At 38.6% G+C, this 22,230-nt stretch carries 22 protein-coding genes and 1 pseudogene; 5 read left to right on the top strand and 18 right to left on the bottom strand.

What is annotated here, in order from left to right; translation table 11 throughout:
* Positions 1–34: 34 nt before the first annotated feature.
* Entirely contained in the window at positions 35–1,216 is a 1,182-nt protein-coding gene (locus tag NV377_RS02035) for an acetoin utilization protein AcuC (RefSeq protein ID WP_258199504.1), read from the top strand.
* 130 nt (positions 1,217–1,346) lie between these two features.
* Here NV377_RS02035 and NV377_RS02030 read toward each other — a convergent pair whose 3' ends face one another.
* Together NV377_RS02030 and NV377_RS02025 are read right to left on the bottom strand one after the other, a co-directional pair.
* Positions 1,347–2,249, bottom strand: coding sequence for a permease prefix domain 1-containing protein (locus tag NV377_RS02030; RefSeq protein ID WP_258199503.1), 903 nt, complete (start codon positions 2,247–2,249; stop codon positions 1,347–1,349).
* Positions 2,246–2,584 carry a PadR family transcriptional regulator gene (locus NV377_RS02025; RefSeq protein WP_258199502.1) on the bottom strand — a complete coding sequence of 113 codons (339 nt, stop codon included), beginning with the start codon at positions 2,582–2,584 and terminating at the stop codon, positions 2,246–2,248. The genes NV377_RS02030 and NV377_RS02025 overlap by 4 nt, the downstream gene beginning before the upstream one ends.
* 513 nt (positions 2,585–3,097) lie before the next feature.
* On the opposite strand from NV377_RS02025, the gene NV377_RS02020 reads away from it, so the two are divergent.
* Together NV377_RS02020 and NV377_RS02015 are read left to right on the top strand one after the other, a co-directional pair.
* A complete protein-coding gene (locus tag NV377_RS02020) occupies positions 3,098–3,910 on the top strand; it encodes a class I SAM-dependent methyltransferase (protein WP_258199501.1) in 813 nt (270 codons plus the stop codon).
* Between the two features lie 327 nt (positions 3,911–4,237).
* On the top strand, positions 4,238–4,984 hold the full coding sequence (locus NV377_RS02015; protein WP_258199500.1) for an EcsC family protein: 747 nt from the start codon (positions 4,238–4,240) through the stop codon (positions 4,982–4,984).
* A gap of 284 nt (positions 4,985–5,268) precedes the next feature.
* On the opposite strand, the gene NV377_RS02010 is transcribed toward NV377_RS02015, so the two are convergent.
* Entirely contained in the window at positions 5,269–5,598 is a 330-nt protein-coding gene (locus NV377_RS02010) for a hypothetical protein (protein WP_258199499.1), read from the bottom strand.
* A gap of 407 nt (positions 5,599–6,005) precedes the next feature.
* Between NV377_RS02010 and NV377_RS02005 the strand changes: the two genes are divergently transcribed.
* Positions 6,006–6,407 (top strand): VOC family protein, encoded by a 402-nt coding sequence (locus tag NV377_RS02005; protein ID WP_258199498.1) that lies wholly within the window; start codon positions 6,006–6,008, stop codon positions 6,405–6,407.
* Positions 6,408–6,548: 141 nt separating this feature from the next.
* On the opposite strand, the gene NV377_RS02000 is transcribed toward NV377_RS02005, so the two are convergent.
* From NV377_RS02000 to NV377_RS01955, 10 genes are all read right to left on the bottom strand, one after another.
* On the bottom strand, positions 6,549–7,421 hold the full coding sequence (locus NV377_RS02000) for an AraC family transcriptional regulator (RefSeq protein ID WP_258199497.1): 873 nt from the start codon (positions 7,419–7,421) through the stop codon (positions 6,549–6,551).
* A 371-nt stretch (positions 7,422–7,792) separates the two neighbouring features.
* Complete coding sequence (map, locus tag NV377_RS01995) at positions 7,793–8,530, bottom strand: type I methionyl aminopeptidase (RefSeq protein WP_258200338.1); 738 nt, start codon at positions 8,528–8,530, stop codon at positions 7,793–7,795.
* Positions 8,531–8,857: 327 nt separating this feature from the next.
* Complete coding sequence (locus NV377_RS01990) at positions 8,858–9,376, bottom strand: hypothetical protein (protein WP_258199496.1); 519 nt, start codon at positions 9,374–9,376, stop codon at positions 8,858–8,860.
* Between the two features lie 175 nt (positions 9,377–9,551).
* Entirely contained in the window at positions 9,552–10,208 is a 657-nt protein-coding gene (locus NV377_RS01985) for a hypothetical protein (RefSeq protein WP_258199495.1), read from the bottom strand.
* Between the two features lie 312 nt (positions 10,209–10,520).
* Entirely contained in the window at positions 10,521–11,093 is a 573-nt protein-coding gene (locus NV377_RS01980; protein ID WP_258199494.1) for a YdcF family protein, read from the bottom strand.
* 91 nt (positions 11,094–11,184) lie between these two features.
* A complete protein-coding gene (locus tag NV377_RS01975) occupies positions 11,185–11,940 on the bottom strand; it encodes a class I SAM-dependent methyltransferase (protein ID WP_258199493.1) in 756 nt (251 codons plus the stop codon).
* Between the two features lie 683 nt (positions 11,941–12,623).
* Positions 12,624–13,652, bottom strand: a complete 1,029-nt coding sequence (gene splB, locus NV377_RS01970; RefSeq protein WP_258199492.1) for a spore photoproduct lyase — start codon at positions 13,650–13,652, stop codon at positions 12,624–12,626.
* Positions 13,645–13,896, bottom strand: coding sequence for a transcriptional regulator SplA domain-containing protein (locus tag NV377_RS01965; protein WP_258199491.1), 252 nt, complete (start codon positions 13,894–13,896; stop codon positions 13,645–13,647). Before NV377_RS01965 ends, splB begins: the two co-directional genes overlap by 8 nt.
* Positions 13,897–14,017: 121 nt before the next feature.
* On the bottom strand, positions 14,018–14,962 hold the full coding sequence (locus tag NV377_RS01960; RefSeq protein WP_258199490.1) for an NAD-dependent epimerase/dehydratase family protein: 945 nt from the start codon (positions 14,960–14,962) through the stop codon (positions 14,018–14,020).
* Between the two features lie 118 nt (positions 14,963–15,080).
* Positions 15,081–16,091: an AraC family transcriptional regulator gene (locus NV377_RS01955; RefSeq protein WP_258199489.1), complete on the bottom strand. Its 1,011-nt coding sequence runs from the start codon at positions 16,089–16,091 to the stop codon at positions 15,081–15,083.
* 154 nt (positions 16,092–16,245) lie between these two features.
* Here NV377_RS01955 and NV377_RS01950 point away from each other — a divergent pair, with 154 nt between their 5' ends.
* Positions 16,246–16,965, top strand: a complete 720-nt coding sequence (locus NV377_RS01950) for a DUF4386 domain-containing protein (protein WP_258199488.1) — start codon at positions 16,246–16,248, stop codon at positions 16,963–16,965.
* 843 nt (positions 16,966–17,808) lie between these two features.
* On the opposite strand, the pseudogene NV377_RS01945 reads toward NV377_RS01950, so the two are convergent.
* The 5 genes and pseudogenes from NV377_RS01945 to NV377_RS01925 all read right to left on the bottom strand — a co-directional run bounded on the left by NV377_RS01945 (position 17,809) and on the right by NV377_RS01925 (position 22,035).
* A pseudogene (locus tag NV377_RS01945) lies at positions 17,809–19,001 on the bottom strand (oxalate decarboxylase family bicupin).
* 251 nt (positions 19,002–19,252) lie between these two features.
* Entirely contained in the window at positions 19,253–19,957 is a 705-nt protein-coding gene (locus NV377_RS01940; RefSeq protein ID WP_258199487.1) for a 5'-methylthioadenosine/adenosylhomocysteine nucleosidase, read from the bottom strand.
* 4 nt (positions 19,958–19,961) lie between these two features.
* Positions 19,962–20,966 carry a catabolite control protein A gene (gene ccpA, locus NV377_RS01935; RefSeq protein WP_258199486.1) on the bottom strand — a complete coding sequence of 335 codons (1,005 nt, stop codon included), beginning with the start codon at positions 20,964–20,966 and terminating at the stop codon, positions 19,962–19,964.
* Between the two features lie 153 nt (positions 20,967–21,119).
* On the bottom strand, positions 21,120–21,539 hold the full coding sequence (locus NV377_RS01930) for a hypothetical protein (RefSeq protein ID WP_258199485.1): 420 nt from the start codon (positions 21,537–21,539) through the stop codon (positions 21,120–21,122).
* 100 nt (positions 21,540–21,639) lie between these two features.
* Entirely contained in the window at positions 21,640–22,035 is a 396-nt protein-coding gene (locus NV377_RS01925) for a VanZ family protein (protein ID WP_258199484.1), read from the bottom strand.
* Positions 22,036–22,230 lie beyond the last annotated feature (195 nt).

The raw sequence follows: 22,230 nt of genomic DNA, 5'->3' as shown, positions 1-22,230 counted from the left end.
CTGATTAGCATGCAGAAAGGAATGGATCGTAATTATGTTGAAGTCAAAATCTGTCTTCATTCATCCTACTTTAGCTAATTCCTATCAATTTCAAAGTAATCACCCTTTCCACCCTATTCGCTATCAATTAACGATAAGTTTGTTGGAAAGTATCGGAGCTCTTCTACCTGATCAGATACAGCAACCTGCAATAACTGATGTCGAACATCTACTGTCCTTGGCTCATAGTCAAGAGTATATAAATGTTATTAAAGGTTTAAGTAGCGACTCGCCGAATAATAGTCTGATTGATATCGCTGAGCAGTATGGACTACATGGGGATGACACGCCTTACTTTCAAGGGATGCATGATGCTTCCTGTTCTATTGTATCAGGCACTGTAAGTGCGCTTGAAGCCGTTATAACGGGAGAGACAGATCACGCCTTCCATTTGGCCGGTGGATTACATCACGCCTTTGAGAATCGGGCAGCAGGCTTTTGTATATATAATGATGCAGTTATTGCTATTCGCCATATTCAGCAACAGCATCAAGTTAAAATTCTTTATATCGATACCGATGTTCATCATGGAGATGGTGTGCAGATCAGTTTTTACGCTGATCCCAACGTATGTACATATTCCATTCATGAAACAGGTAAATTTCTATTTCCAGGCACAGGTTATCACTATGAGAAAGGTCTTGATCATGGTTTTGGCTCTTGTTTCAATATGCCACTTGATCCTTACACAGAAGATGACTCATGGCTCGAATGTTTTCAACTTACATTAACTAAAGTGATCGAACATTATAAACCTGATCTGATCGTTAGCCAACATGGCTGTGATGCTCATGCATATGATCCGCTTTCGCATCTTCATTGTTCGATGCGTATTTACGAGCAAATCCCTAATATCATCCATCAATTTGCCCATCAATATTGTAATGGTAAGTGGGTAGCAATCGGTGGCGGTGGCTATGATTTATGGCGGGTTGTCCCAAGGGCATGGTCGCATGTATGGCTAGCAATGAGCGATCATGAACTTGTAGAACAATTCAAGAAACCCGAACTACTCCCGCTACCTGACAAATGGAGAAATTATTGGAGTAGCTATGCAACAGATGAATTACCTTTATACTGGCAAGATGAACCTCATATGATTATACCAATGCCAAGGCGCACCGAAATAAGCGAGCGTAATCGACAAGTAGCAGCGATAGTTATACAAGATATTTGAATTGCTTTAATCTTCGTTGCTCATTACTCTTCAATTGAGCGACATAGACATTACTTTTATTGTCTATGTCGCTCATTTTTTAATTTTCAAGCGACTCAGATACTAATTTTATGGCTTATTAGCTCCTGTTTTATGTTAGCCTATGCTTCCAAATTACCGTACTACCACCAATTAATTTCACCCCTAATAAATAAAGGGCGTATCCAACGACATTTAGTAGCAGAAATAAGACTACCAATAATGCTCTACCATGACCCTTATAGTAAACATTCATACTTGCCCAAACTGCAAATAATATCCAATATCCAAACAACAAAATAATACCTATCATGAATGTCGTATCATTAAACAAATGTATGCCCACATCAATACTTATTGCTTTGTTCGTGCCTGGGATAAGTATATTGGTTCCACTAGGAACAATGTAGGTAAAGATGTATTCATTGTTAGGAATGTTATTAAGTTTATCCAACTTTAGATTTTCTGGATACTTATATTGTATAGGATAATCTTGAGGGGCTATGCCCGTATCCTCTTGTATACGTAGAACAACTCCTGAAACACTTGTACTTTTATTAATGTACTGCTCCAATTCTTTAATCATTGTGTCACTGATTGGATTTTCTGCTGTTCCTACTTCCTGGAGTACAATTTCAAAAGCTTCATCTGCAACATCATAATGACGGAGTTCATTCCAGTACAAAAACCATCCTACTATGATTATTCCTAAAAATAACATAGCGATTGAGCTTTTTAGTATATTACCTGAAAACACCTTCTTAATTCTGTATAGTGTTTTCAACTCTGTTTCAATTTCTTGTGGTTCACCAAAGCTGTTCAAAGCTTTACTAACTGCTTCAGATTCACCTAAGCCTTTTGACTTCCAATATTTCACGCTACTCATAAGGTTGTTAATCATCTCTTCACGAAATTCATTAACTTCTTGGGGAGACTCATTCATTTTATTGCACAGCCTATCTATATACTTATGAATAAGCTTTTGATTGTTAGCTTCTAGAGAAGGTTTACTCATTCTTCAATTCCCTCCATAAACTGATTTATTATCGTTCTAAAAAAAAGCCACTCCGCCTTTTTTTCCTTCAAGCGTAATCTCCCTGTCTCTGTTAACTCATAATACTTCCTTCTGCCACCACCACTATCTGAATCCCCCCAGAACGATGTAACCAATTCATTCTTTTCCAACCGCTTTAAAGATAAATAAAGCGTTGCTTCTTTTAACTCAAAAGCGCCTTCACTACGGTCTAACGCAGTTCTTGCTAACTCATACCCATATACCGGTTTTTCCCTCAGAAGACTGAGCAGTATTGTGTCTATGTGGCCCTTTAATATCTCTTTATCAATTTCCATGGAATCTCCCTTAAACATTGTATAATTAAGTACATTGTATAGTAAGGTACTAGTAAAGTAAAGTCTCTTTTGAAACTATCCTTCCCTTTAGATGAGAAAAGGTTCTCTTGATGGCATTGAGCTATCTTCTCCCGTCAGCGTAATGAGCGTGGTGCAAATATCACCTTTACTCATTTCTAATTCCTCATGTGCTATGGTACGCCTCTTCCAAGGGTTATGGCAGACTGCGCTCCATCACAATCCGTCTAGTTATCACAAACTGCTCTGGAGAGGTGTACTTTAATGATATTATGCTGCAGACCGAAACCATTGTAGCAGGATGGTTCAGTTATGAATACGAGATCAAACGGGCGCTGGATGGATGATTTTAGGTGGATTTGTTCATAAGAAAATGGTAAATTATTCTATAGTTAATACCACAAAGTGTTCGTGTTTGATATGTGTTATCGGGATAACGCGTAAATGGGTTATATGTTTCGGCTCATATTATTTATATTTGGGGAGGGTATCTGGTTGGACAAGAATTCTGTATATAGAACAAACATTATAGGCGCTGGCGAGGTTGGCGTAGCCATATCGGTCGATAAGGATAAAAATGTTGTTCATAAAACAAATAGCTTATTTTGGGATACAAAAGGAAATGATATTTTAGGAGCAACCTCACTTCCTTTTTATGGATCATTTGTATCAGAAGAACAATGTCAACTTTTTGGCGATGTCTCAGGGAAAAAGATGCTGGAGATAGGCTGTGGTAGGGGACAATCTTTGCAATATCACGGGGAACGCAAAGCAGCTGAACTATGGGGTATAGATTTATCAGAGAACCAAATCGAAAAGACAAGGCAGTACTTGACGGTGAGCGGTCTTTCTGCCAATTTGATCTGTTCTCCCATGGAAGATGAATGTGGCCTACCAGTGGATTATTTTGACTTTGTTTATTCGATTTATGCCATAGGCTGGACAACGGACCTTGAGGGTACTTTTTGCCGAATTGCTTCTTACCTAAAAAAAGACGGCGTATTTATTTTCAGTTGGTCTCACCCTATACATAAATGTGTTGTTGCAGAAAATGATATGCTTGTTTTCAAAAAATGTTATTTCGATGAATCCTGGTATTCAGTTTCTCTTGACGAAAGTACGCTAACCTTATCTGACCGTAAACTATCAACCTATGTGAATGCGTTAGCAAAAGCGGGATTTGTAATTGAGCAAATGATTGAGCAATCTGATGATGAGATTATGCAGTCGCGGGACAGTAACAGCGATTTTGCAAAAAAAGCAAAAATGCTTCCTGTAACTTTTGTAATTAAAGCAAGAAAGCTCTAACATCTGATAGCTTGATCATGATTAGCAAATTTTAGATACACAGCCATACAAGTTCAATATTTCCCATAGTGCTATTTCATCCTTAAGCGATTGGATTGAATATACCATTACTTCAATGGAAAAGGGGAGCTCCCCTTTTGCAAGCTCTTGATATTTGATACTACGCCCAAAAAGCCTTTAACGGTCTTTGAGTCGAACATTTCAATCTTATCTATCATCAACGCAGTGCTGGACTTTAGTCGAGGTCCGTTACCTGCCTGCAGTCTGTTCCGAATCACAGAAATATTCGTTACAATATAGCCAAGTCTTTTGGAGGAGCTATGGATCATGAATTACGAACATAAAGTACAGAGGGAAGTTGCCAACTGGGAACAAAAAATGTTCAAACCGCCGGGATGGCTGGAAAAAACATCGAAAACAATCGGCAATCGAATTAATCATTTGATTCCCCCGAAGGTGCACATCATCATTACCACCACCATACGATCGATCGTGCGTACGGCACTGTTCGGAGCGGAATATACGCCTAGCCGCCTGGTGCAACGTAATTTGGAACTGGAGTTTGCCGATCAAGAAGCAAAAGAGTTGTTTGCCTTGTACCAAAAAATCGCTGTTGCCGAAGGCGCAGGAACCGGAGCAGGCGGTATTATGTTTAGCGTGGTGGACTTTCCAGCTTTAATTGCGATCAAGATGAAATTTTTGTTCGAACTGGCGCATGTTTACGGTTATGACACCAAACATTTCGCTGAGCGTGTATTCATTCTTAAGGTTTTTCAAATGACGTTTGCGGGGCCGGAAAACCGTGTTAGGTTGTTGAATTCCATCAAGCATTGGCATGTTGAAAAGGAACAATGGCTCTCCGAAGCTGAATACTCCAAAAATATGGACTGGGAGACATTTCAGATCGAGTATCGCGACGCCATTGATTTCCGGAAAATGCTGCAGATGGTGCCAGGAATCGGGGCTGTCGCAGGTGCCTGGGCGAATTATACCATTCTTGAGGAGCTACGCGAATTCGCCATGAACGCTTACAGGCTGCGGAGATTACACGATGATTTCGAAGTTCTAGGTTAATCTTTTCTCTGTTGCTCATATACATCCAAGAAACATAGTTACTTGAATGTATATGAGCGGCAATTCCATTTCCTTTCCACCAATGATTAAGCATACAAATCTATTAGTTAAGTAATCAAGTCCTTATCAATATCTTTAAAGTATAGTGTTATTCACACTACAATTTGATTATAAACAGCTCCTCGTATTAAACTAACCTGCCCCTTACTTCAATGTAAAAGTGGTGCTCCCATGTTTCAAGCCCCTCCACTATAGTTCTCTGTTAGCAGAATAAGCTACGATGATCATGATTTGATGGTCTTAGATTTCCACATTCGATATAATCCAAAAACTAAAAAAATAAATGCAATAACTTCTATAATGCTAGGAAGTAGAGTAAACCAAGCTACTAATTCTCCAATAGTCATTCCCATAGGAGTATTTCCGTTAGTAAATGAATCATCAATGTATTTACTAATAAAAGGGGAATAAATATAAGGTGAAATCTGAAGGACAATTAAGAAGAGAAAGAAATAAAAGCCTGCTGTAAAGGAATGTTTTCTACATTGTATAAGTCCGAATATTAACAAGGCTAAAAATATAGCAGCGAGTAAGATACTCACAGTATTTACCAATATATCACCTCCAGTATATACATATATTACCATATTTTTCATTGCAGTTTTTAAGTATCCTGCCCGTTAATTCAACGGAAAGAGGAGTTTCCAAGTTGCAAGCCCCTCCACTATAGTATCCCGTTAGCGCAATCATGTTTCCTAAGCCTCTTTCATTCGGCAGAGTATTTCGGAGATCTCTTGAACTCTGGTCGTATAAATCCCATTTGTTTGTTCAATAGCTAATGGGTAGTTTATTGGTTCAAGTTCAATATATGACGGATACCTACTAATCGGGTTATATACCATGGTTTTCACGTTTAATGACTCTGGATAGAAATTGCGGTTTCTTTTATAAGATTAGCTTCTGCTGCCAGAAGTAGAGTATAGTAGGAATAGTTTAAAATATATTCTAGGAGGCTACAGCCATGTCACAGGAGATTTGGATTAACCTGCCAGTCAAAGATGTAGAGAAGTCAACTGCCTTTTTCAATGAGATTGGATTCCATGCGGTGAGCGTTGGTAACGAGAGAGCCAAGCTTGCCATAGGCCAAACAACGATTTTACTGTTCCCGGATGCAGCATTTGAGAAATTTACAAGTTCAAAAACCGCAGATACTACCCATAGCGCAGAAGTAATATTTTCCATTAGCGCTGAAAGCAGAGAAGAAGTAGAAGCCTTTATTCAAAAAGTAGAGTTTGCCGGAGGAAGCATCTTTGGCAAGCCCAGTGAAATTGACGGCTGGATGTACGGCGCAGGATTTGCCGACCTAGACGGTCACCGCTGGAACCTGCTGTACATGGATGAGAGCAAAATGCCGAAAAGCTAATATGGAAAATCCGGTGACCTGTTCAAGGTCACCGGATTTTTTATAACCCGTATAATCTCATATCTGTTATTTAAATCAAAATCGTTGCTTTTATTAACACATATTGGAACTATTCTGTTCCGTTACTTCGACAACGGCTGCTTATTTCGTTTTAATGGGTATCCATATTTCGCTTTTAAATTGCGGCGATGCTACATCTTTGTGCTCATTCCAGAGTATTTCAGGTCCTTCACTTAACTCATATTCCGAAGACGGAAACCATTCGGAATAAATTCGTCCCCAGATTTCTTGAAGTACACTTGGAAAAGGGCCTACTGCCGTAAATACAGCCCATGTAGAGGCTGACACCTCCAGCTGGACGAAGCCATCTCTTGATTCATTCGTTGTGGCCGCCCCGATGTAATGATCTAGCTCTCCTTTCTCCTCCATCCGCCCTTCACTGAAATTCGTAGAAGCACTGATTAGTCCTGAAGGTTGAACATTCGAAAAGCCCTTAATCTGATCAATTATTTCTGGTGTAAGTCCTTCAAACATCGATGCAATCTCTGGATTCACTCCTTGAAAAACTATTGGCACTCTTTTTTTGATCCCCACTATGAAAAAAGCCTCTTTGTCTTCAATTCGGTAGATCATTTCACTTCCTCCTTTGATAGTTAGTTGAAACGTCATGCGCGGGAAGGTTTTGAGGGACTGTCCATGGATCCGGGCTTCCGAGGGAGTAATCCCATGCATGCTTTGGAAAGCCCTAGTAAAGGAATCCGGCGAGGTGTATCCATATTTCATCGCAACATCGATGATCTTAATATCACTATGGCTTAGCTCGAGTGCTGCCAAAGTTAGGCGTCTTCGGCGGATGTATTCTGATAAAGTAATGCCTGCAAGGAATGAGAACATCCGTGTTAAATGATATTCCGAACAGCAAGCAATTTTTGCTGCCTCCTGATAGTCCACACGATCAGTAAGACTCTCCTCAATATAGCTTAAAGATTTGTTCAGTTGTGCAAGCATATCCATGATTATCACCTCCCCTCGTTACTCAAAGCATAGCAGAGAAGGTAATTCCCTTCCCGACATTTAGTGCACAATTCTGCAGGGTCTTTGATATTCGTAGAACATCCCCTTCAACTTTGCGTCAATAGCATAGTTTTTATTTAATGGCTAGCGTCAGAAAAATGCGTATTTCTATCGATATGGGTATTTTGATACATAAAAATCCCGACTTATCTATGATCTTAAGAGATAAGTCGGGATTTATTCTGAAAGGTTAAAAATTACATTCCTTCATTATAGTCGGAAAGACTGATAATGAATTCTATTTGTACAAGTTGTTTTAAACGTTATGAATACACCTTTTAATTAAGGTGCTTTCATAATTATTAATGCTCTTACAATGTAGTAATAATCGGTCCATTCTTCGTAAGAATAATCGTATGTTCATATTGAGCTACAAAGCTTTTTTCTGTAACAAAGGTCCCATCTTCTTTTTGGGATACTTCTTCTTCAAAGGTCGAAATAAATGGTTCAAATGCGATAACCATCCCCTCCTTTAATAATTCATCATCCCATGTATCATTATAATTATAAATGTGGTCAGGTGCTTCGTGTATTGTACGTCCAATACCATGACCTGTAAGGTTTTTGATCACAGTTAATCCATTATCTCTCGCTGTTTGGAATACTACTTTTCCGATTCTACTTTTTTTTGAACCAGGTTTTGCATTCTTAAGCCCAGCTTCAAATGCCTTTTTAGCAACGTCGCAGATTTTCGTTAATACTTCGTCTCCTTCGCCTACTACAAACGAGATTCCTGTATCTGCGAAATAACCATTTTTGGAACCAGAAACATCTATATTTACTAAATCCCCTTCATGAATAATCCGATGACCCGGAACACCATGTGCCACTTCTTCATTAACACTAATGCAAGTATATCCAGGAAAATCATATTCACTTATTGGAGCTGAAACTGCACCTGCTCTTTCTAAAAGCTCTCCGGCTATATCATCAAGTTCTTTGGTCGTTATGCCAGGAATTGTTCTTTGTACCAATTCATCTCTAATGGAGGCAACAATTTTCCCTATTTCCTTCAAACCATTAAAATCTTCTTCTGTTTTTGCAATCATCATATATCCTCACTTCTTAAAGTATCTTATGATTATTAATCCATTTAGATTATAGCATAAACGGAGCAGATTTTTCTTCAACTAATCTGACAATTATTAAAGAAAAGCTGTATTGATGGCATTAAACTATCCTTCTCCGCTAGCATAATGTTCCAATATTATGCTTTCTAAAAGTAACAATTATAAGCCCCACACAGCCAGATAGGAAGAAGCAAATTCAGCACGTAAATTACCATGATAAAATGCTCAAGACATTATGACTCTTACTACATCTAATTGTGGATAAATAAAATTCAGTCTGTCAAAATCAAGAAAGGTTTTTAAACGTCACCGCTTTCGTTTGGTTCTTATCAAAATCATGAAAAGTAACAGAAGGACAACAGCAACAACTACTATGCTCGCCGGAATGACATACCCCATCTGATGTTGAGATTGATCCCACTCCATTGATAATCCAGGTTTAGTAGACTTGAAGCCTGAATCCTTCATCGCCGCTTCCCTTGCAATGTCCCAAGGTCCCGTTCGACCACACAAATTCATGCGAAGTTTTCCTTCCTGAACACTTCCAAATACCAAATATTCCGTATTTTTAACAAAAGGATCCCACCCGTTATGATAAATCTCAAGTTGCGAGGTCTCTACGCCTTTCCATGCCTCATCGATCAGGAACACGGTAAGTCCGTCCTTATTAATCTCGACCGCTTTTCCTTTGAAAACGACGCTGCTAAGGTCCATCTCCTCTTTAACGGGACGTGGCATTGCACAGGACAAGGCTTCAGCATGCGATGCCGTCCAAAAAATAAATGTAACTAAAATGAGTAGGATCGCTGTAAAAAGTTTTTTCAAAAAATCCCTCCGCTCTTTTCTAACTAAACCTTCTGACTACCCCAAGTGCAAGAAGATTACTGAGAGATAAGTTTTCCCTCTTTTCCAGTCCGTTAACTCAATATAATTAGTGCGTACTGTGATATCTACTCCATTGTCATTTGTTCAACTATCGTTCTCCGTTAGCTGAATGTTTTTAATCATTAAAAAAAGCTACCACTTCATCCGCATCATACGTTTTTAAGACTAATCCTTTTGTGTCAAAGATAAGCATGACAGGGAAGTTTTCAATATTCAATTCCTGCTTATAATCAACAACAAAGTCCTCTTGATAAACTCCGAAGTTTATTGGACTTTTGGATAGAAGACCCATCAATGTATCTTCCGTTGTTAATGGTAACGAGTCTCCTTCTTTAACAAATACTGTTGTCAGATAACTTCCCTTTTTGTTGGACAATAATTGTTTATACTTCTCCTTGTACGACATTTCCAACAAAATAATCTCCTTTGCTTCATATGTGATACCTTCATCAATCCACCTTGGTGGGTTGATAAGTACTTTTTGTCCGATTTTTAATGAATTAATATTGGATAAGGACCCGTCCTCTTTTTTAATAATCAAATCATCCGTTATTATAACCGGGATAGACACGCCGTAAGCGTCGACATTGCCTTTCATATCTCTTTTATCCCATTCAGAAATATTCACTTCAACCAAGCTGTTTGCTCTTTCCACCCGTTCTATGTTACCAATCATTTTATCATCTTCGTAATATCCATAAGGTTTATTGCTACAAGCAGCTAGTGTTAATAAGATGCATATAAGTAAAGGAAATAACAACTTATTCAGCATTTTTATGCCCCTTCCGAAGACCTTTTAATTACTGCCTCTCCTTACTATAAACGTAAAAATTATGTAATATGTTTCCTTTCCAGAATGAAATAGGAATATTATCATAATTGGTAATCGGATAAAGATATTGTTACCCCGCTTTGACAACAAACTTACACTATAAAATAAAAGTGCCGCGATTTACGCGGCACTTAATGAGCTAATAATCTTGTCACCTGACAGCTAGAGTGGCACGAAAGGTCCAGCAAAACGAGTCTTGAAGCTGATTCAATCCTACTTGAACGCAGGTAAGATTATCGTTTATTTATATCACTATTTTAAGAGATACTTATAATATGCCGGGAATTCTCTTATTATTGAGTAAATATCTCTAAACTCAAAGATTTTGGCATGGGCTGAATAAACTTCTTCTATATCCATTTTTCTAAACGCTAATTTTGTCCTAGTTACATGAAAATATTGAGTAATAACCATAGCGGAGTCTAATTCTAATTCATCCATAATCTTGCTAGTATTTTGAGCGGTCATATATGAGTTGTACCCATTGCTATCCTCTATTATTTTATCTTCCGGTATCCCTTTATCTATTAAGTAAGATTTCATAACCTTTGCCTCATCGAAACCTTCCTTACCAATACCACCACTTACCATGATATAAGTATAATAGCCCCCATCATAAAGTTCTACAGACTTATCTAATCTTGCTTTTAACCGTTCAGAAGGTTGTCCAGTAGTTTCTACTTTATTTCCTAATACTACAGCTACATCAACAGGTTTCAATTCATCATTTAACCCATCTATTACCACGAAAGTACTGTGAATGATAAACCAGAGGAAAAGACTTGCTACTAATATTAAAAATCGTTTAATAAAAACAAAGATCAATCTCTCACCTGCATTCTCTCATATTTTTCTATAATACTCCTTAAGTATTGTAACACTTAGCGTATGAAACGTTCCACTCAGGTAGCTTGAGCTAAACTTCTCCCCAAAATATTTCAGTTTCATAATCGAATGGAACAATACCATCCTGATGATTCCTATCAAAAAGATTTCGCAGTTCCGTCATCATCGGATTGTAATTCGGATGTCCTGATATAGGGCTATAGGAAGATGATAGCAACCTGCCTCTCAGCCCTTCGAAATCGAACTCCTGACTCATTCTGAATCGCACTTCATGCATCGTTCCTGCCTTGAAAAAAGAGTGAAGCATCGTCTGAGAAATATTTTTATGATTGACTTTTTGGTAGTCGGTACCGTACGTATAGAGCAGTTGATCGTACTCTTCACGAAATGAAGTACCGTTTGTAAGACGTGAATTCCAAATTAGTATTACTCTCCCACCCGGCTGTAGAATTCTACGAAACTCGATTTGCGCAGCTAAGCGATCAAACCAGTGAAACGCTTGTGCGCAGACAATAAACTCAACCGACTGATCTGGTAATCCAGTAGATTCTGCGGAACCTGATATAGTCTGAAAGTTAGGTTTGCTTCCAAATATCTGCTCGGCTGCTTCCCGCATTGCCTGATTCGGCTCGACCGCGATCACATTGTTTCCGCGTTCCAGTAGTAGCTTTGAAAAGATACCTGTACCGGAACCGATGTCTGCTATTATACTGTTCGAACGCAAACCGATGAAGTCGTACAAATAATCAACAGCCTCTTTCGGATAGCTCGGGCGGTACTTCAAATATGAATCGACCCGATCCGAAAATCTTTCTCTACTGTTCATCTCTCGTCACTCTCCCAGTATTTGATTAGTTTTTTTAGTGCAGTATTGTTTTTTAATTATTAAACTCTAGTTTCCTTTAATGGTAAACGTTTCGTTCACTACGTCGATTTCTGAAGTAACTATGTTAATGCCTTCTCCTCTAGGTTAGGCTATCTAACTACTTTTCTCTTTTCATCTTAAAATCCCTTCCTGTTTATTCCTTCTTTCTGCCATCTAATTGAATAGCGAAAAATCTCTAAAGGCGAATCCACCCCTATTTCGTGCTAAAAAATCGCTGGTAAAAACAGCTTCACGAAGTACATCTCGCAATTGGGCAATACCTTTTAAAACTTCCAGAAAATATAACGTACATCGGGGCCTCCGATCTGACGCCTTAACCGTTTGTCAATTCCACTGTCGATTCACCGACTGGAATGCCCCACATCGTCTACGACATCACGAGCAAGTCGCTGGCGACGATCAAATAGGAGTAATGAAAAAAACTCCGAAAATCCACTACATTCAATGGTTTTCGGAGTTTTTTAGAGTCAACCCTGCGCAGGACTGGGCTTCATTTCATAGATTTTTTTAAGCGTCTCCCTCCAGGTACCTCATCATTTTGAGACCCAAAATAACTTGCGCCTTCCTGTGATGCAGTTCTCCGTAGTGGATGTAAGTGAGGTATGGGCTAAGATTCGTAATATTTATGTGAAGTACTCAATGGTTGATTGCGGGAAGAAATGGTTGATATATCTGCCAAGAGTTTCTTTTATTTCCTCCTGCTCTTGGTCTGTATAGACATATTTTCCAATTCCATATCGTCCCCATTTCCATTTTCTTTTAGTTTCATCAAGTTCCAGCTTTGTCATCGGATAATTCTTCTCAATAACATGCTTCGCAGGTTTAGTAAATCGATGTTGAATTAATTCGAAGGTCAGATCTTTCTTTGCGGAATCGGAAAGGACGGATTCTAATTTCTCGAACATTACCTTATAGCCCTCTTTCCATCCTTCATGCAAATAGATTGGAGCAATAATGAAACCTAAAGGATATCCTGCTTCCCCTACTCTCCTAGCCGCTTCCATTCTCTCAGATTGTCTGGATGTCCCCGGTTCAAAATTTTTTATAATATAGTCGTTATTCATACTGAAACGAAATCGAGTCCGACCATTATGCTTGGCATCAAGTAAATGATCGACATGAGCAAATTTGGTTACAAAACGTAATCGTCCGAATTCAGATTCACCAAAAAATTCAATAGCTCTCTTTAGGGAATGTGTTAAGTGATCAATACCTACTATATCCGATGTACAGGATGCTTCAAACCTTGTTATCTCTGGAGCTCTTTCCTTCATATATTGATTAGCTGCTTCAAAGATGTCATCAAGATTGACATATGTACGAATATACGGCTTACTGCCCATGGTAGTTTGTAAATAACAATAATGACAATGACCCATACACCCAGTTGCTAACGGAATTGCATATTCTGCAGAAGGTTTTGAAGTATCAAACTTTATAGTTTTCCTAACCCCAACGACTAGAGTTGACTTAGCAATTCTATATTTTTGAAATTCATTGTCTCCAGGTAGGTTTCGTATTTGATTATGTGAGGTTGTCTCTCTAATTTCAATACCCATATTTTCAAATTTGGTTATTAATTCTCTACCTAGAGGATATTCCAGTGCTTTTGGTTCTACATAAACAAGTTGAGGTACGAAAGGCTTAACCATAAAAACCCTCCACATCAGAAAACCCAAAAGCTTCTTTATAGGCATCCTCAGCCTCACTTGCTGTTTGATATATGGCAAAGTCATTATTTAATGGATAATATGTTTCATAAATAAATAATGAAAAATTACCAGGAGAATTAGGATCCATCACAACTGCAGCCTCTTGAACATTAGCTACTCCCTGAACATGAGGGTTTCGAATAATCACATACACGACTTGCCCCGGCTGAACTACGTCTAACATTTTATCAACCCCATTCTTATGTTTTAGTTAGTATTTCATGAAATTATTTAGAATATCCTAACATATTAAAGATAATTTACAGGTCACTGAAATGTAACAGACAACAGCAAGAATATTGCAACTAAATATTTTTCCGACACCAATTTAATGTGTTAAATATGGCTTCATCTATAGACGTGGCTTTCATACCAAATGTCTTTTCGAACTTGCTGCTATCCATTACAAATGGATTATTCCATTGATACATCATTTCAACCATCTCATGCATACTGGGGTTAAACAACCCCAGTATGCGAATGAGCCATGTCTCGACTACTCTAGTTTTCACGTTTTTATCCAATTTAGCAGAAATTAATTGAAGAAGCTCAATTTGCGTGATTGGGGGATTGCTAGGAACATGCCAAATTTCACCATTGGCTGCTTCATTTGTACCTGCAATCGCTAACGCCTTGCCAAAATCAGGCGCATAGGTAAACGTATGAGGTTTATGCATGTTTCCTAAGATGGATGCTCGCTTACCAGATAAAGCTGAACCAAAAATGAGTGGAGTAGCCGCAAAGTCGTCAGGACCCCAGAAGTCTGATCCACGAACGCGAGTTATAGGCAGCTTTCCAGAGTTGTGAGCCCATTCAAGAGCTTCCGTCATGGCTTGTCGTACTTTCCCCTTACGGGTATGTGCGTTATAAGATGTCGTTTCAACAAAAGGCGCATTAGTTGGCATACCATACATATATAAATTTTCTGCAACTATTAATCGGGCCCCATTAACTGCAGTTCCTTCAATAATGGCTTGCTGCATCTGTAAAAAAGATTTTACCCAGTCGTGATACGCGGGCTGAGCACATTGATAAACGGCTGCAGCGCCTTTCGTCAGTTCGGCTACTTTCAAATTATCAAATGCATTTCCAGCAACCGTCTCCACTTCATCTGGCATGCTGTTTTTACTACCAGATCTATTAACTATCCGCACCTTTTTATTTAATTTAAGCAGTTCCCGCATTGTCCACATTCCTAAAGGCCCCGTACCAAAGATGACATGCAATTCCTTCTGATTAACCCTTTCCACTTGTTCTACAGCTCCTTCTTCTATTAATAATTCATTTGATTATCATAAAGTAGTATGGAGACTGCGGCTATTATCAAAAGCGCAAAGGAATTAATGAAATGTGCAAACATCTGTATGATCAGTTGTATTGTTTCCGATAATCCCCTGGCGTTTGCCCTGTCCATTTCTTAAAGGCGAGATGAAAGGATACAGGATCAGAAAATCCAAGAGCATAAGAAATATCGCTAATTGAAAACGAAGGATTTTTCAAATAACTTTCCGCCATGTTCTTGCGAATAACGGTAAGTAAATCCTTGAAGGTAGTATTCTCTTTCTTTAATTGAAGTTGAATGGAACGAACGCTATATCCTAGACTTCTAGCAATGTCTTGGATTCTAGGAATAGTTCCATCAAAGCTTTTGATAATAGCAACACTAACCACCTCCGAGAAAGTGTGTTCCATTTTCAAAGCACGCATCATCTGGATGGCATGGTTCTCCACAATTTGTAACAGCTGCTGATTGCGATATACGAGGGGTAAATCCAATAAATTTGCATCGAATATAAGAGCAGTTTCCTTTTGATTGAAAACAAGCTTCGCTCCAAAAAAACTGGCGTAAGGTTGTATATCTAAGGGGGTATTTTGAATAAATGAGACCATTCTCAGTTTAATTGGATCGCCAGTTAGCTTCTGAATAAACTTATAGGTCGAAGAGAGGATTGAATCCATAAGATGATAGGTTGTTTTTCTAGAAGAGTCGCCTACCCAAAAGCTGAATCTTGCTTCACCATCGATAACCTGCAAATCGTAAACTACACCACTGCATAAGAGAATGTTATAACGTTGATAGTTTTTGAACGCTTGATGTAGAGTGTTGGAATTGAGCAAAATATATCCAATCAAACCCAAATTGTCTAATGAAAACTCTGCTCCCAGATGAAAGCCGAAAAAGGGATCTTTACTAATAGAAGCTGCTCTTTCCAACAAAAGGTCATATTTGTCCGCATCGATATAGTTGTCTGGATTTGTCATAAGATCCTCTTGGATATAAAGGTCTTTATACAACAATTCTATGGTGTGTCCTTTACTTAATACGTCAAGCACTATTGGCCTGGCCAACAACACCGACATTTTAGACATTTTAGACATTTTGGATTAACTCCTATATCTATATATTTTCGTACTTTATTAGCTTTATTGCATGTTTTATTATGGTGAACTTTAGTCTGCTGTCATATGATTATTCCGTAATCGAAGTTAGCAGCCTGTAGTTAATTTGAAAAAGAAGGGAAGCGTTGTTCAAATGAATCATCATTTACACCGTCAAGCAGGACAATTGTTTATTTTAGGATCTTTATTGCTTTTTATTCCTTACATTGCTCTTGTTTTTATTTTTGATTACCCTGAAATACTAAGAATGCCTATAGATCAGATTCTAACAAAATTTCATGATGGAGGAACATCATTAATTCTGGTTTGGTGGATATTTTCACTAGCCGGACTGCCGCTGTTTTGGGCTGTTGTTTTTCTAGGCAAGATCATTGGAGAAGAATACCAAAATGTAAGAGTTGCAACAACTTTTATGATCATTGGAGGAATAACCCAGATTGCAGGATTATTGAGATGGGTATTTGTTGTGCCGGTTCTTTCTAATTATTACGCTGATCATCCCGATACTTCACAAGAGACCATTTCTATTATATTTCAAGTCGTTCACCAATACGGCGGAGTCATTCTTGGAGAGCATTTGGGCCAACTATTTTCGATTATATGGACTTTGATTGTTTGCCGCCATTTTCTCAAATCCAAAACCGTTCATCCCTTCATCGGTTGGTTCGGAATTATCTCCTCCTTAATTTATCTATTAGGTCAAGCCGAGCTATTCGGCACGGTCATTCCAACTTTCCCGGTAATAGGATGGGCAGCCGCTGTTGGCAGCACACTTTGGCTACTTTGGATGATCGCACTGGGATACACATTGATTCGAAAAAATAAGCATAGTCAGACACTTATTCAAAATTGAGTTGTTTAATATGATCGGCATACTAGGCGTAGGAAATATAGGCGAACATTGAAAAATTCGTTACCTCAATGAATACTTCCATCATCTGAGGAACGGAAGACAAAGCGTATGTATTGCCTAAAGTTTTTCAACAAATGAAGCCGCAGTTTATCTCTCACGAATATCAATTCCCTCTATTCAATCCAGAGAAAACAGCAGGACTGCTGGAGTATGCGTTCTTACTACCGACACACAGCACTCAACGTGCGCAAACTCCCGTATCTTAAACACCAATATGCAAATTTAACATTTCCGCTTCTACTCGCAATTCTACTTTATGCTGTACCAGTATGTCCAATACGCATCACCGCGCTAGCTGTAACGGCAAGTTTTAGGGCCATAATTTGCGGGATGGCCCCTTCTTTGAAATTTATTCAGTTAGTAAATTAGGATGTGACATATGATCTCTTCGGTGGGAGCAAACTTTTGGTAGCATCTCACATCTACGTGTAGAAAGAGAGAAAGAAGAAATCGATTATACTTTTGTTCCAGGCGGTACATGCTCTACGCTGGTTACCTCAATAATCCGCTCTCATCTCGATCAACCGATAGTACCCAAGTTCGTCGTATCAGACAGCCGCCGGTCCGATTATGGAACATCATGATATGCGTCATCCGTTATTTTATCCTCATTTTTCGCCGTCAATTATGATAAGGCTCACCTTAATTAATCTTCAACTAAACTGCCCGTTACTTCAATGAACATCAAATAGAAACTGTCCTTTTGGGAGCTACATTCAAACAGTTGTCCGTTTGTGTAACAAGCTCTCCCATTAATATGAAAAACATGTAATGCTGATATACTTACTTATCAGTTCTCGGATAATAAGTAAACTCAGGATTTTTCACTATAAATTGCTTTTTCTTTTTGAAAGTGTTCATTACTTCTGGTCCTAGATGTAAGTTCTGTTGTACGAGTTGATGAGGTGTAAGCGCCATCCACTGATTTAGTGAAATATCTTCAAAGCGATCACTCTTAAATATCTCCAAAGCCCACACGCTTGTATTACCAGTATTTTGAATGTAGTGTCCGAAGGCACGCGGTACATATCCAACATCTCCAGCGCGGTAATTGAAAGTACGAGCAGTACCATTGGGTGCCATAACCGTCATTCTCGCCGTACCTGAGATATAATACTGCCATTCATCATTGTTTGGATGCCAGTGCATTTCTCTTATTGCTCCCGGTTTGATTTCCAGTAACGATGCGGTAATTTGAGACGAAATAGGAAAGTTGGTTGAATCCACAATACGTACTGTGCTCCCGCCAGGAGTTACAATCGGCTCTTGCGCAAGTAGTCGATGTGTAAATGTTTTTGGTACCGTACCTTGTGGGTCTGCTACCTGCTGACTTTCAAGTGGACCGGGAACGTTTCATTGAAAAATGTATAACTGATGGGTCGGGATTTGGTCGAAAGCATTTGTCGGAACACCAAAATTCGCAGATAGTACGTCCTTTGGCGTATGAGCGAACCAATCTGAGATAGTTAAAGTATTGAGGTCAGAGAAGCTACCGTCAGGGAAGACGAGCAAAAACTCACTGCCTTCCTCAAGTCCTTAAATAGAATGAGGAATTCCGGGAGGGAAGTACCAAAGGTCACCCACGCCTACGTCAGCAATGAAGTTCTTCCCGTTCTGATCTACTGATGTAATGCGCGCCCGCCCCACAAGCATGATCGCCCATTCCGCTTGCTGGTGCCAATGTAACTCTCGCACACCACCCGGAGTCAGAGCCATATTCACCCCAGCAATCGTGGTTGCAATCGGAAGCTGCCTAACTGTCACTTCTCGTGACCAACCACCGTGATTTAACTGCATATTAGTATCGGAGAAAGAGAACTTTAGGTTAGGAAGGATCCGGCATCGGTGACAGGCGAAACTAGCATGTCAGGGTTCTCAATGTCTCGTATAATATCCCGTGGTCCTAAATCCCACCAACCAGCACCATCATTTCTTATTGGTTGTGGTATTTCTACATTCCGTTTTTCATTTTCCAAATGTTATGCACCCCTCGTTCTATAAACTTCTTGCCCGTCACTAGTTAAGTGCCTATTTTAAGTTATGAAGAGAGTGGGGATTTGGAATTTTGTCCCTCTTATTAGCAGTAAACTATCCGTTAACATAATAAAGCTCTAACAGTCTAGCACTCTATTTTCCTGTCCAATACTTCATTTACCCCTTTATTCATAATAAAAAGCGCTCAAGAACCTGGTTCGGCTCTTGAGCGCTTTTAACATACTAATTAAGATTAAGACTGTAAATGTGAAACCATATAATCGATAATTGCATATGAATTGTTCGCAGCTTCTACTACGAAGTCTGTGTAAGAAACATCAGCAGATCCATCTGCTTTATCTGACATAGAACGAATGATAATGAATGGAGTACTATTGGCATAACAAACTTGAGCTACAGATGAACCTTCCATCTCAGCGCATACTCCACCGAATATTTCATGTAATTCTTTTACTTTATCAACACTCGCGATAAACTGATCGCCAGAAACAACCCTACCAACAACAGTACGATTTTGGAACAAAGCATCACTAGCTTTAACTGCAAGCTTCACTAGTTCCTCGTCTGCTACGAAATCAGATACTTCTTGGAAAGGAATTACACCTTTAGCATAGCCAAGAGGTGTAACGTCCATATCATGTTGCAAGGCACTGCTAGAAATAACAATATCTCCAACATTTAATCTAGGATCAAGCGCACCAGCAACACCTGTGAACCATACACAATCTACATCCATAGATAATAAAACTTGTGTACAGATAGCAGCGTTAACTTTACCAACGCCTGATTTGCAATAGATTAGAGCTTGTCCATGCAATGTACCTTCATAATAAGTAACTCCAGCAATCGTAGACTGCTGAACGTTTTTCACATTTTGATGAAGCAATTCAATTTCTTCAACCATTGCTCCAATGATGCCAATCTTGTTGTATAACATTACTCTAGTTGCCTCCTACTGATTGACGAACAATTAGCTCATGGGGCAAAATAACTTGTGCTTGTTCGACATGTTCTTTCTTCATTAGCTTAGTTAATAAACGCATAGAAACCGCACCGATATCATACATCGGTTGAGCTACTGTCGTAAGAAGTGGTCTTACCATAGAAGCCATGCGTGAATTATCAACACTAATAACAGAGATATCAGCAGGTACTTGTAATCCTTTATCTTGAATCGCATGAATAGCACCAATTGCCATTTCATCTGTTGCAGAGAATACCGCAGATGGGCGATTAGCAAGCTCTAAGAAATAACGCATTGCATCTGATCCTGATTCATATCGATAGTTACCAATACGAACTAAAGTATCTTCGTACACGATTCCAGCATCAGCTAAAGCTTTTTTATATCCGTTAAAACGAGCATAACCATTAGAAGGATCTTCTAGCGTACCACTAATCATAGCAATACGACGATGTCCTTGCTTAATTAATGATTGAACCGCATCGTAAGCTGCCGTCTCATGATCAATATCAACAGATGGAATCTCTCCAGACTCATCTGATGTAGCACAAAGAACAATTGGAACATTTGCTGTTTTGAATGCTTGTTGATGCTCCTCTGTTACTGCACCGCCCATAAATAATAGACCGTCAACTTGTTTTTCTAACAATGTATTAATTACGCGAATTTCTTTATCTTTCTTCTTATCGGCATTACACAAAATAATATTGTAATGATACATATTGGCAATATCTTCAATTCCACGTGCTACTTCAGCAAAAATAGCATTTGATATATCAGGAATAACGACACCTACGGTTGTAGTCTTTTTACTAGCTAGTCCACGTGCAACTGCATTAGGTCGGTAACCTAAACGTTCAATAGCTTCAAACACCTTTTTACGAGTGGCAGGCTTAACATTAGGGTTATTATTTACAACCCTAGAAACTGTTGCCATTGAAACTCCTGCTTCTCTTGCTACATCATATATTGTTACGGTCACGAGCACTCTCTCCATTTGCTATAAATTAATTGAAACGTTCGACACATATTGGAATTATAATACTGTAAAAATGCAAATTTCGCAATGTTTTGATCTTTTATTACGTATTTGGTAACAATATCAGCTATTAATTACAAGATGTACTATTTTGCTCTACGAAGACTTGATTTGAGCTCCGAGCTGAGTCAATCTTTTCACTATAGATTCTAGCCAGTCATGGTCATGCAAACTTTGTGCTAATAAGTATAGATCCAGAAGTTCATTAGTTCGACGCTTCATCATCTGATCAAATTGATCCTTTGCAGTTTGAGCAGTCTTTTTTGTAAGTTTATATTCTACTAATAAATTTGCCCATTCATTGCGCTCGTTAAACAGAAAGTTCATTTTTTTAGGTTGTTCACCTAATTCTTGAATGAATCCTTTAAGATCATCTTTAACCTCAGGAATTACTTCACTTCTACTGCATGTTTGACAAGTATATATAGGAACATTATCAATCTCTACTTTTCCAGAAAGAATAACCGTTCGAAGTTTTAGAGACATATTTTCCCCACAAAGACATAACTTTTGCATGAGGATCACTCCTTACAAGTACTCACTTCAGCCTTCTTCAAGCCTCCATGTATCTATGTAAGTGATTCGACATTTTTTTCTCATATTCCTGCTATGTACTTTAACTTAATTTTTTCCATGCCTGTTGAAAATACGGGATTTTAATGAGCAACACCCAAAGAGTAGCACCAATACAGTCATTTCGAAGATCATACCAATCCATCATTCTTCCACCAACGTAAAATTGATGAATTTCATCTGTCGCGCCGTATAGTGTACATAGTAACACAATAATGAGTTTATACCGCCATTGGAATGATTTTTGATTAAATGCGAAATCAAAAGTCATAGCGAGCACGAAATAACTGACAAAGTGCCCCCAATTAAAATCTTGTATAAAAGGTAAATATTTTTGGAAGAACGGTAAAATCGTATTAATCTCATCGCCTGTCCGCGAAGATAGATAAAATATTAATGCCATCCATAGAATAGACGGTAACCAACGTAGCCACTTCATTACCATTACACCTCTCAAAACTTTTATTTAACCTCTTAAATCAGCTTCTCGCAAATATAAAGTTGCTTCGTAAGCATAATCTATAATCTTTCTCTCATATTTGCTCAAATGAGTAAGCTTCGTTACAATGAATACATATATCGCTTAGTAACACTTTCGATGTACTTTTTATCAGCTAAGAGTTCTATCAAGATA

The sequence above is a fragment of the Paenibacillus endoradicis genome (assembly GCF_024721975.1).
The sequence above is the reverse complement of the archived record's forward strand: the minus strand, read 5'-3'. Positions and strand labels throughout refer to the sequence as shown.

Coding starts and splice junctions, on each gene's coding strand:
- NV377_RS02035 (WP_258199504.1), top strand. CDS start 35: ATGTTGAAGTCAAAATCTGTCTTCATTCATCCTACTTTAGCTAATTCC.
- NV377_RS02030 (WP_258199503.1), bottom strand. CDS start 2,249: ATGAGTAAACCTTCTCTAGAAGCTAACAATCAAAAGCTTATTCATAAG.
- NV377_RS02025 (WP_258199502.1), bottom strand. CDS start 2,584: ATGGAAATTGATAAAGAGATATTAAAGGGCCACATAGACACAATACTG.
- NV377_RS02015 (WP_258199500.1), top strand. CDS start 4,238: ATGAATTACGAACATAAAGTACAGAGGGAAGTTGCCAACTGGGAACAA.
- NV377_RS02005 (WP_258199498.1), top strand. CDS start 6,006: ATGTCACAGGAGATTTGGATTAACCTGCCAGTCAAAGATGTAGAGAAG.
- NV377_RS02000 (WP_258199497.1), bottom strand. CDS start 7,421: ATGGATATGCTTGCACAACTGAACAAATCTTTAAGCTATATTGAGGAG.
- map (WP_258200338.1), bottom strand. CDS start 8,530: ATGATTGCAAAAACAGAAGAAGATTTTAATGGTTTGAAGGAAATAGGG.
- NV377_RS01985 (WP_258199495.1), bottom strand. CDS start 10,208: ATGCTGAATAAGTTGTTATTTCCTTTACTTATATGCATCTTATTAACA.
- NV377_RS01975 (WP_258199493.1), bottom strand. CDS start 11,940: ATGAACAGTAGAGAAAGATTTTCGGATCGGGTCGATTCATATTTGAAG.
- splB (WP_258199492.1), bottom strand. CDS start 13,652: ATGGTTAAGCCTTTCGTACCTCAACTTGTTTATGTAGAACCAAAAGCA.
- NV377_RS01965 (WP_258199491.1), bottom strand. CDS start 13,896: ATGTTAGACGTAGTTCAGCCGGGGCAAGTCGTGTATGTGATTATTCGA.
- NV377_RS01955 (WP_258199489.1), bottom strand. CDS start 16,091: ATGTCTAAAATGTCTAAAATGTCGGTGTTGTTGGCCAGGCCAATAGTG.
- NV377_RS01950 (WP_258199488.1), top strand. CDS start 16,246: ATGAATCATCATTTACACCGTCAAGCAGGACAATTGTTTATTTTAGGA.
- NV377_RS01940 (WP_258199487.1), bottom strand. CDS start 19,957: ATGTTATACAACAAGATTGGCATCATTGGAGCAATGGTTGAAGAAATT.
- NV377_RS01930 (WP_258199485.1), bottom strand. CDS start 21,539: ATGCAAAAGTTATGTCTTTGTGGGGAAAATATGTCTCTAAAACTTCGA.
- NV377_RS01925 (WP_258199484.1), bottom strand. CDS start 22,035: ATGAAGTGGCTACGTTGGTTACCGTCTATTCTATGGATGGCATTAATA.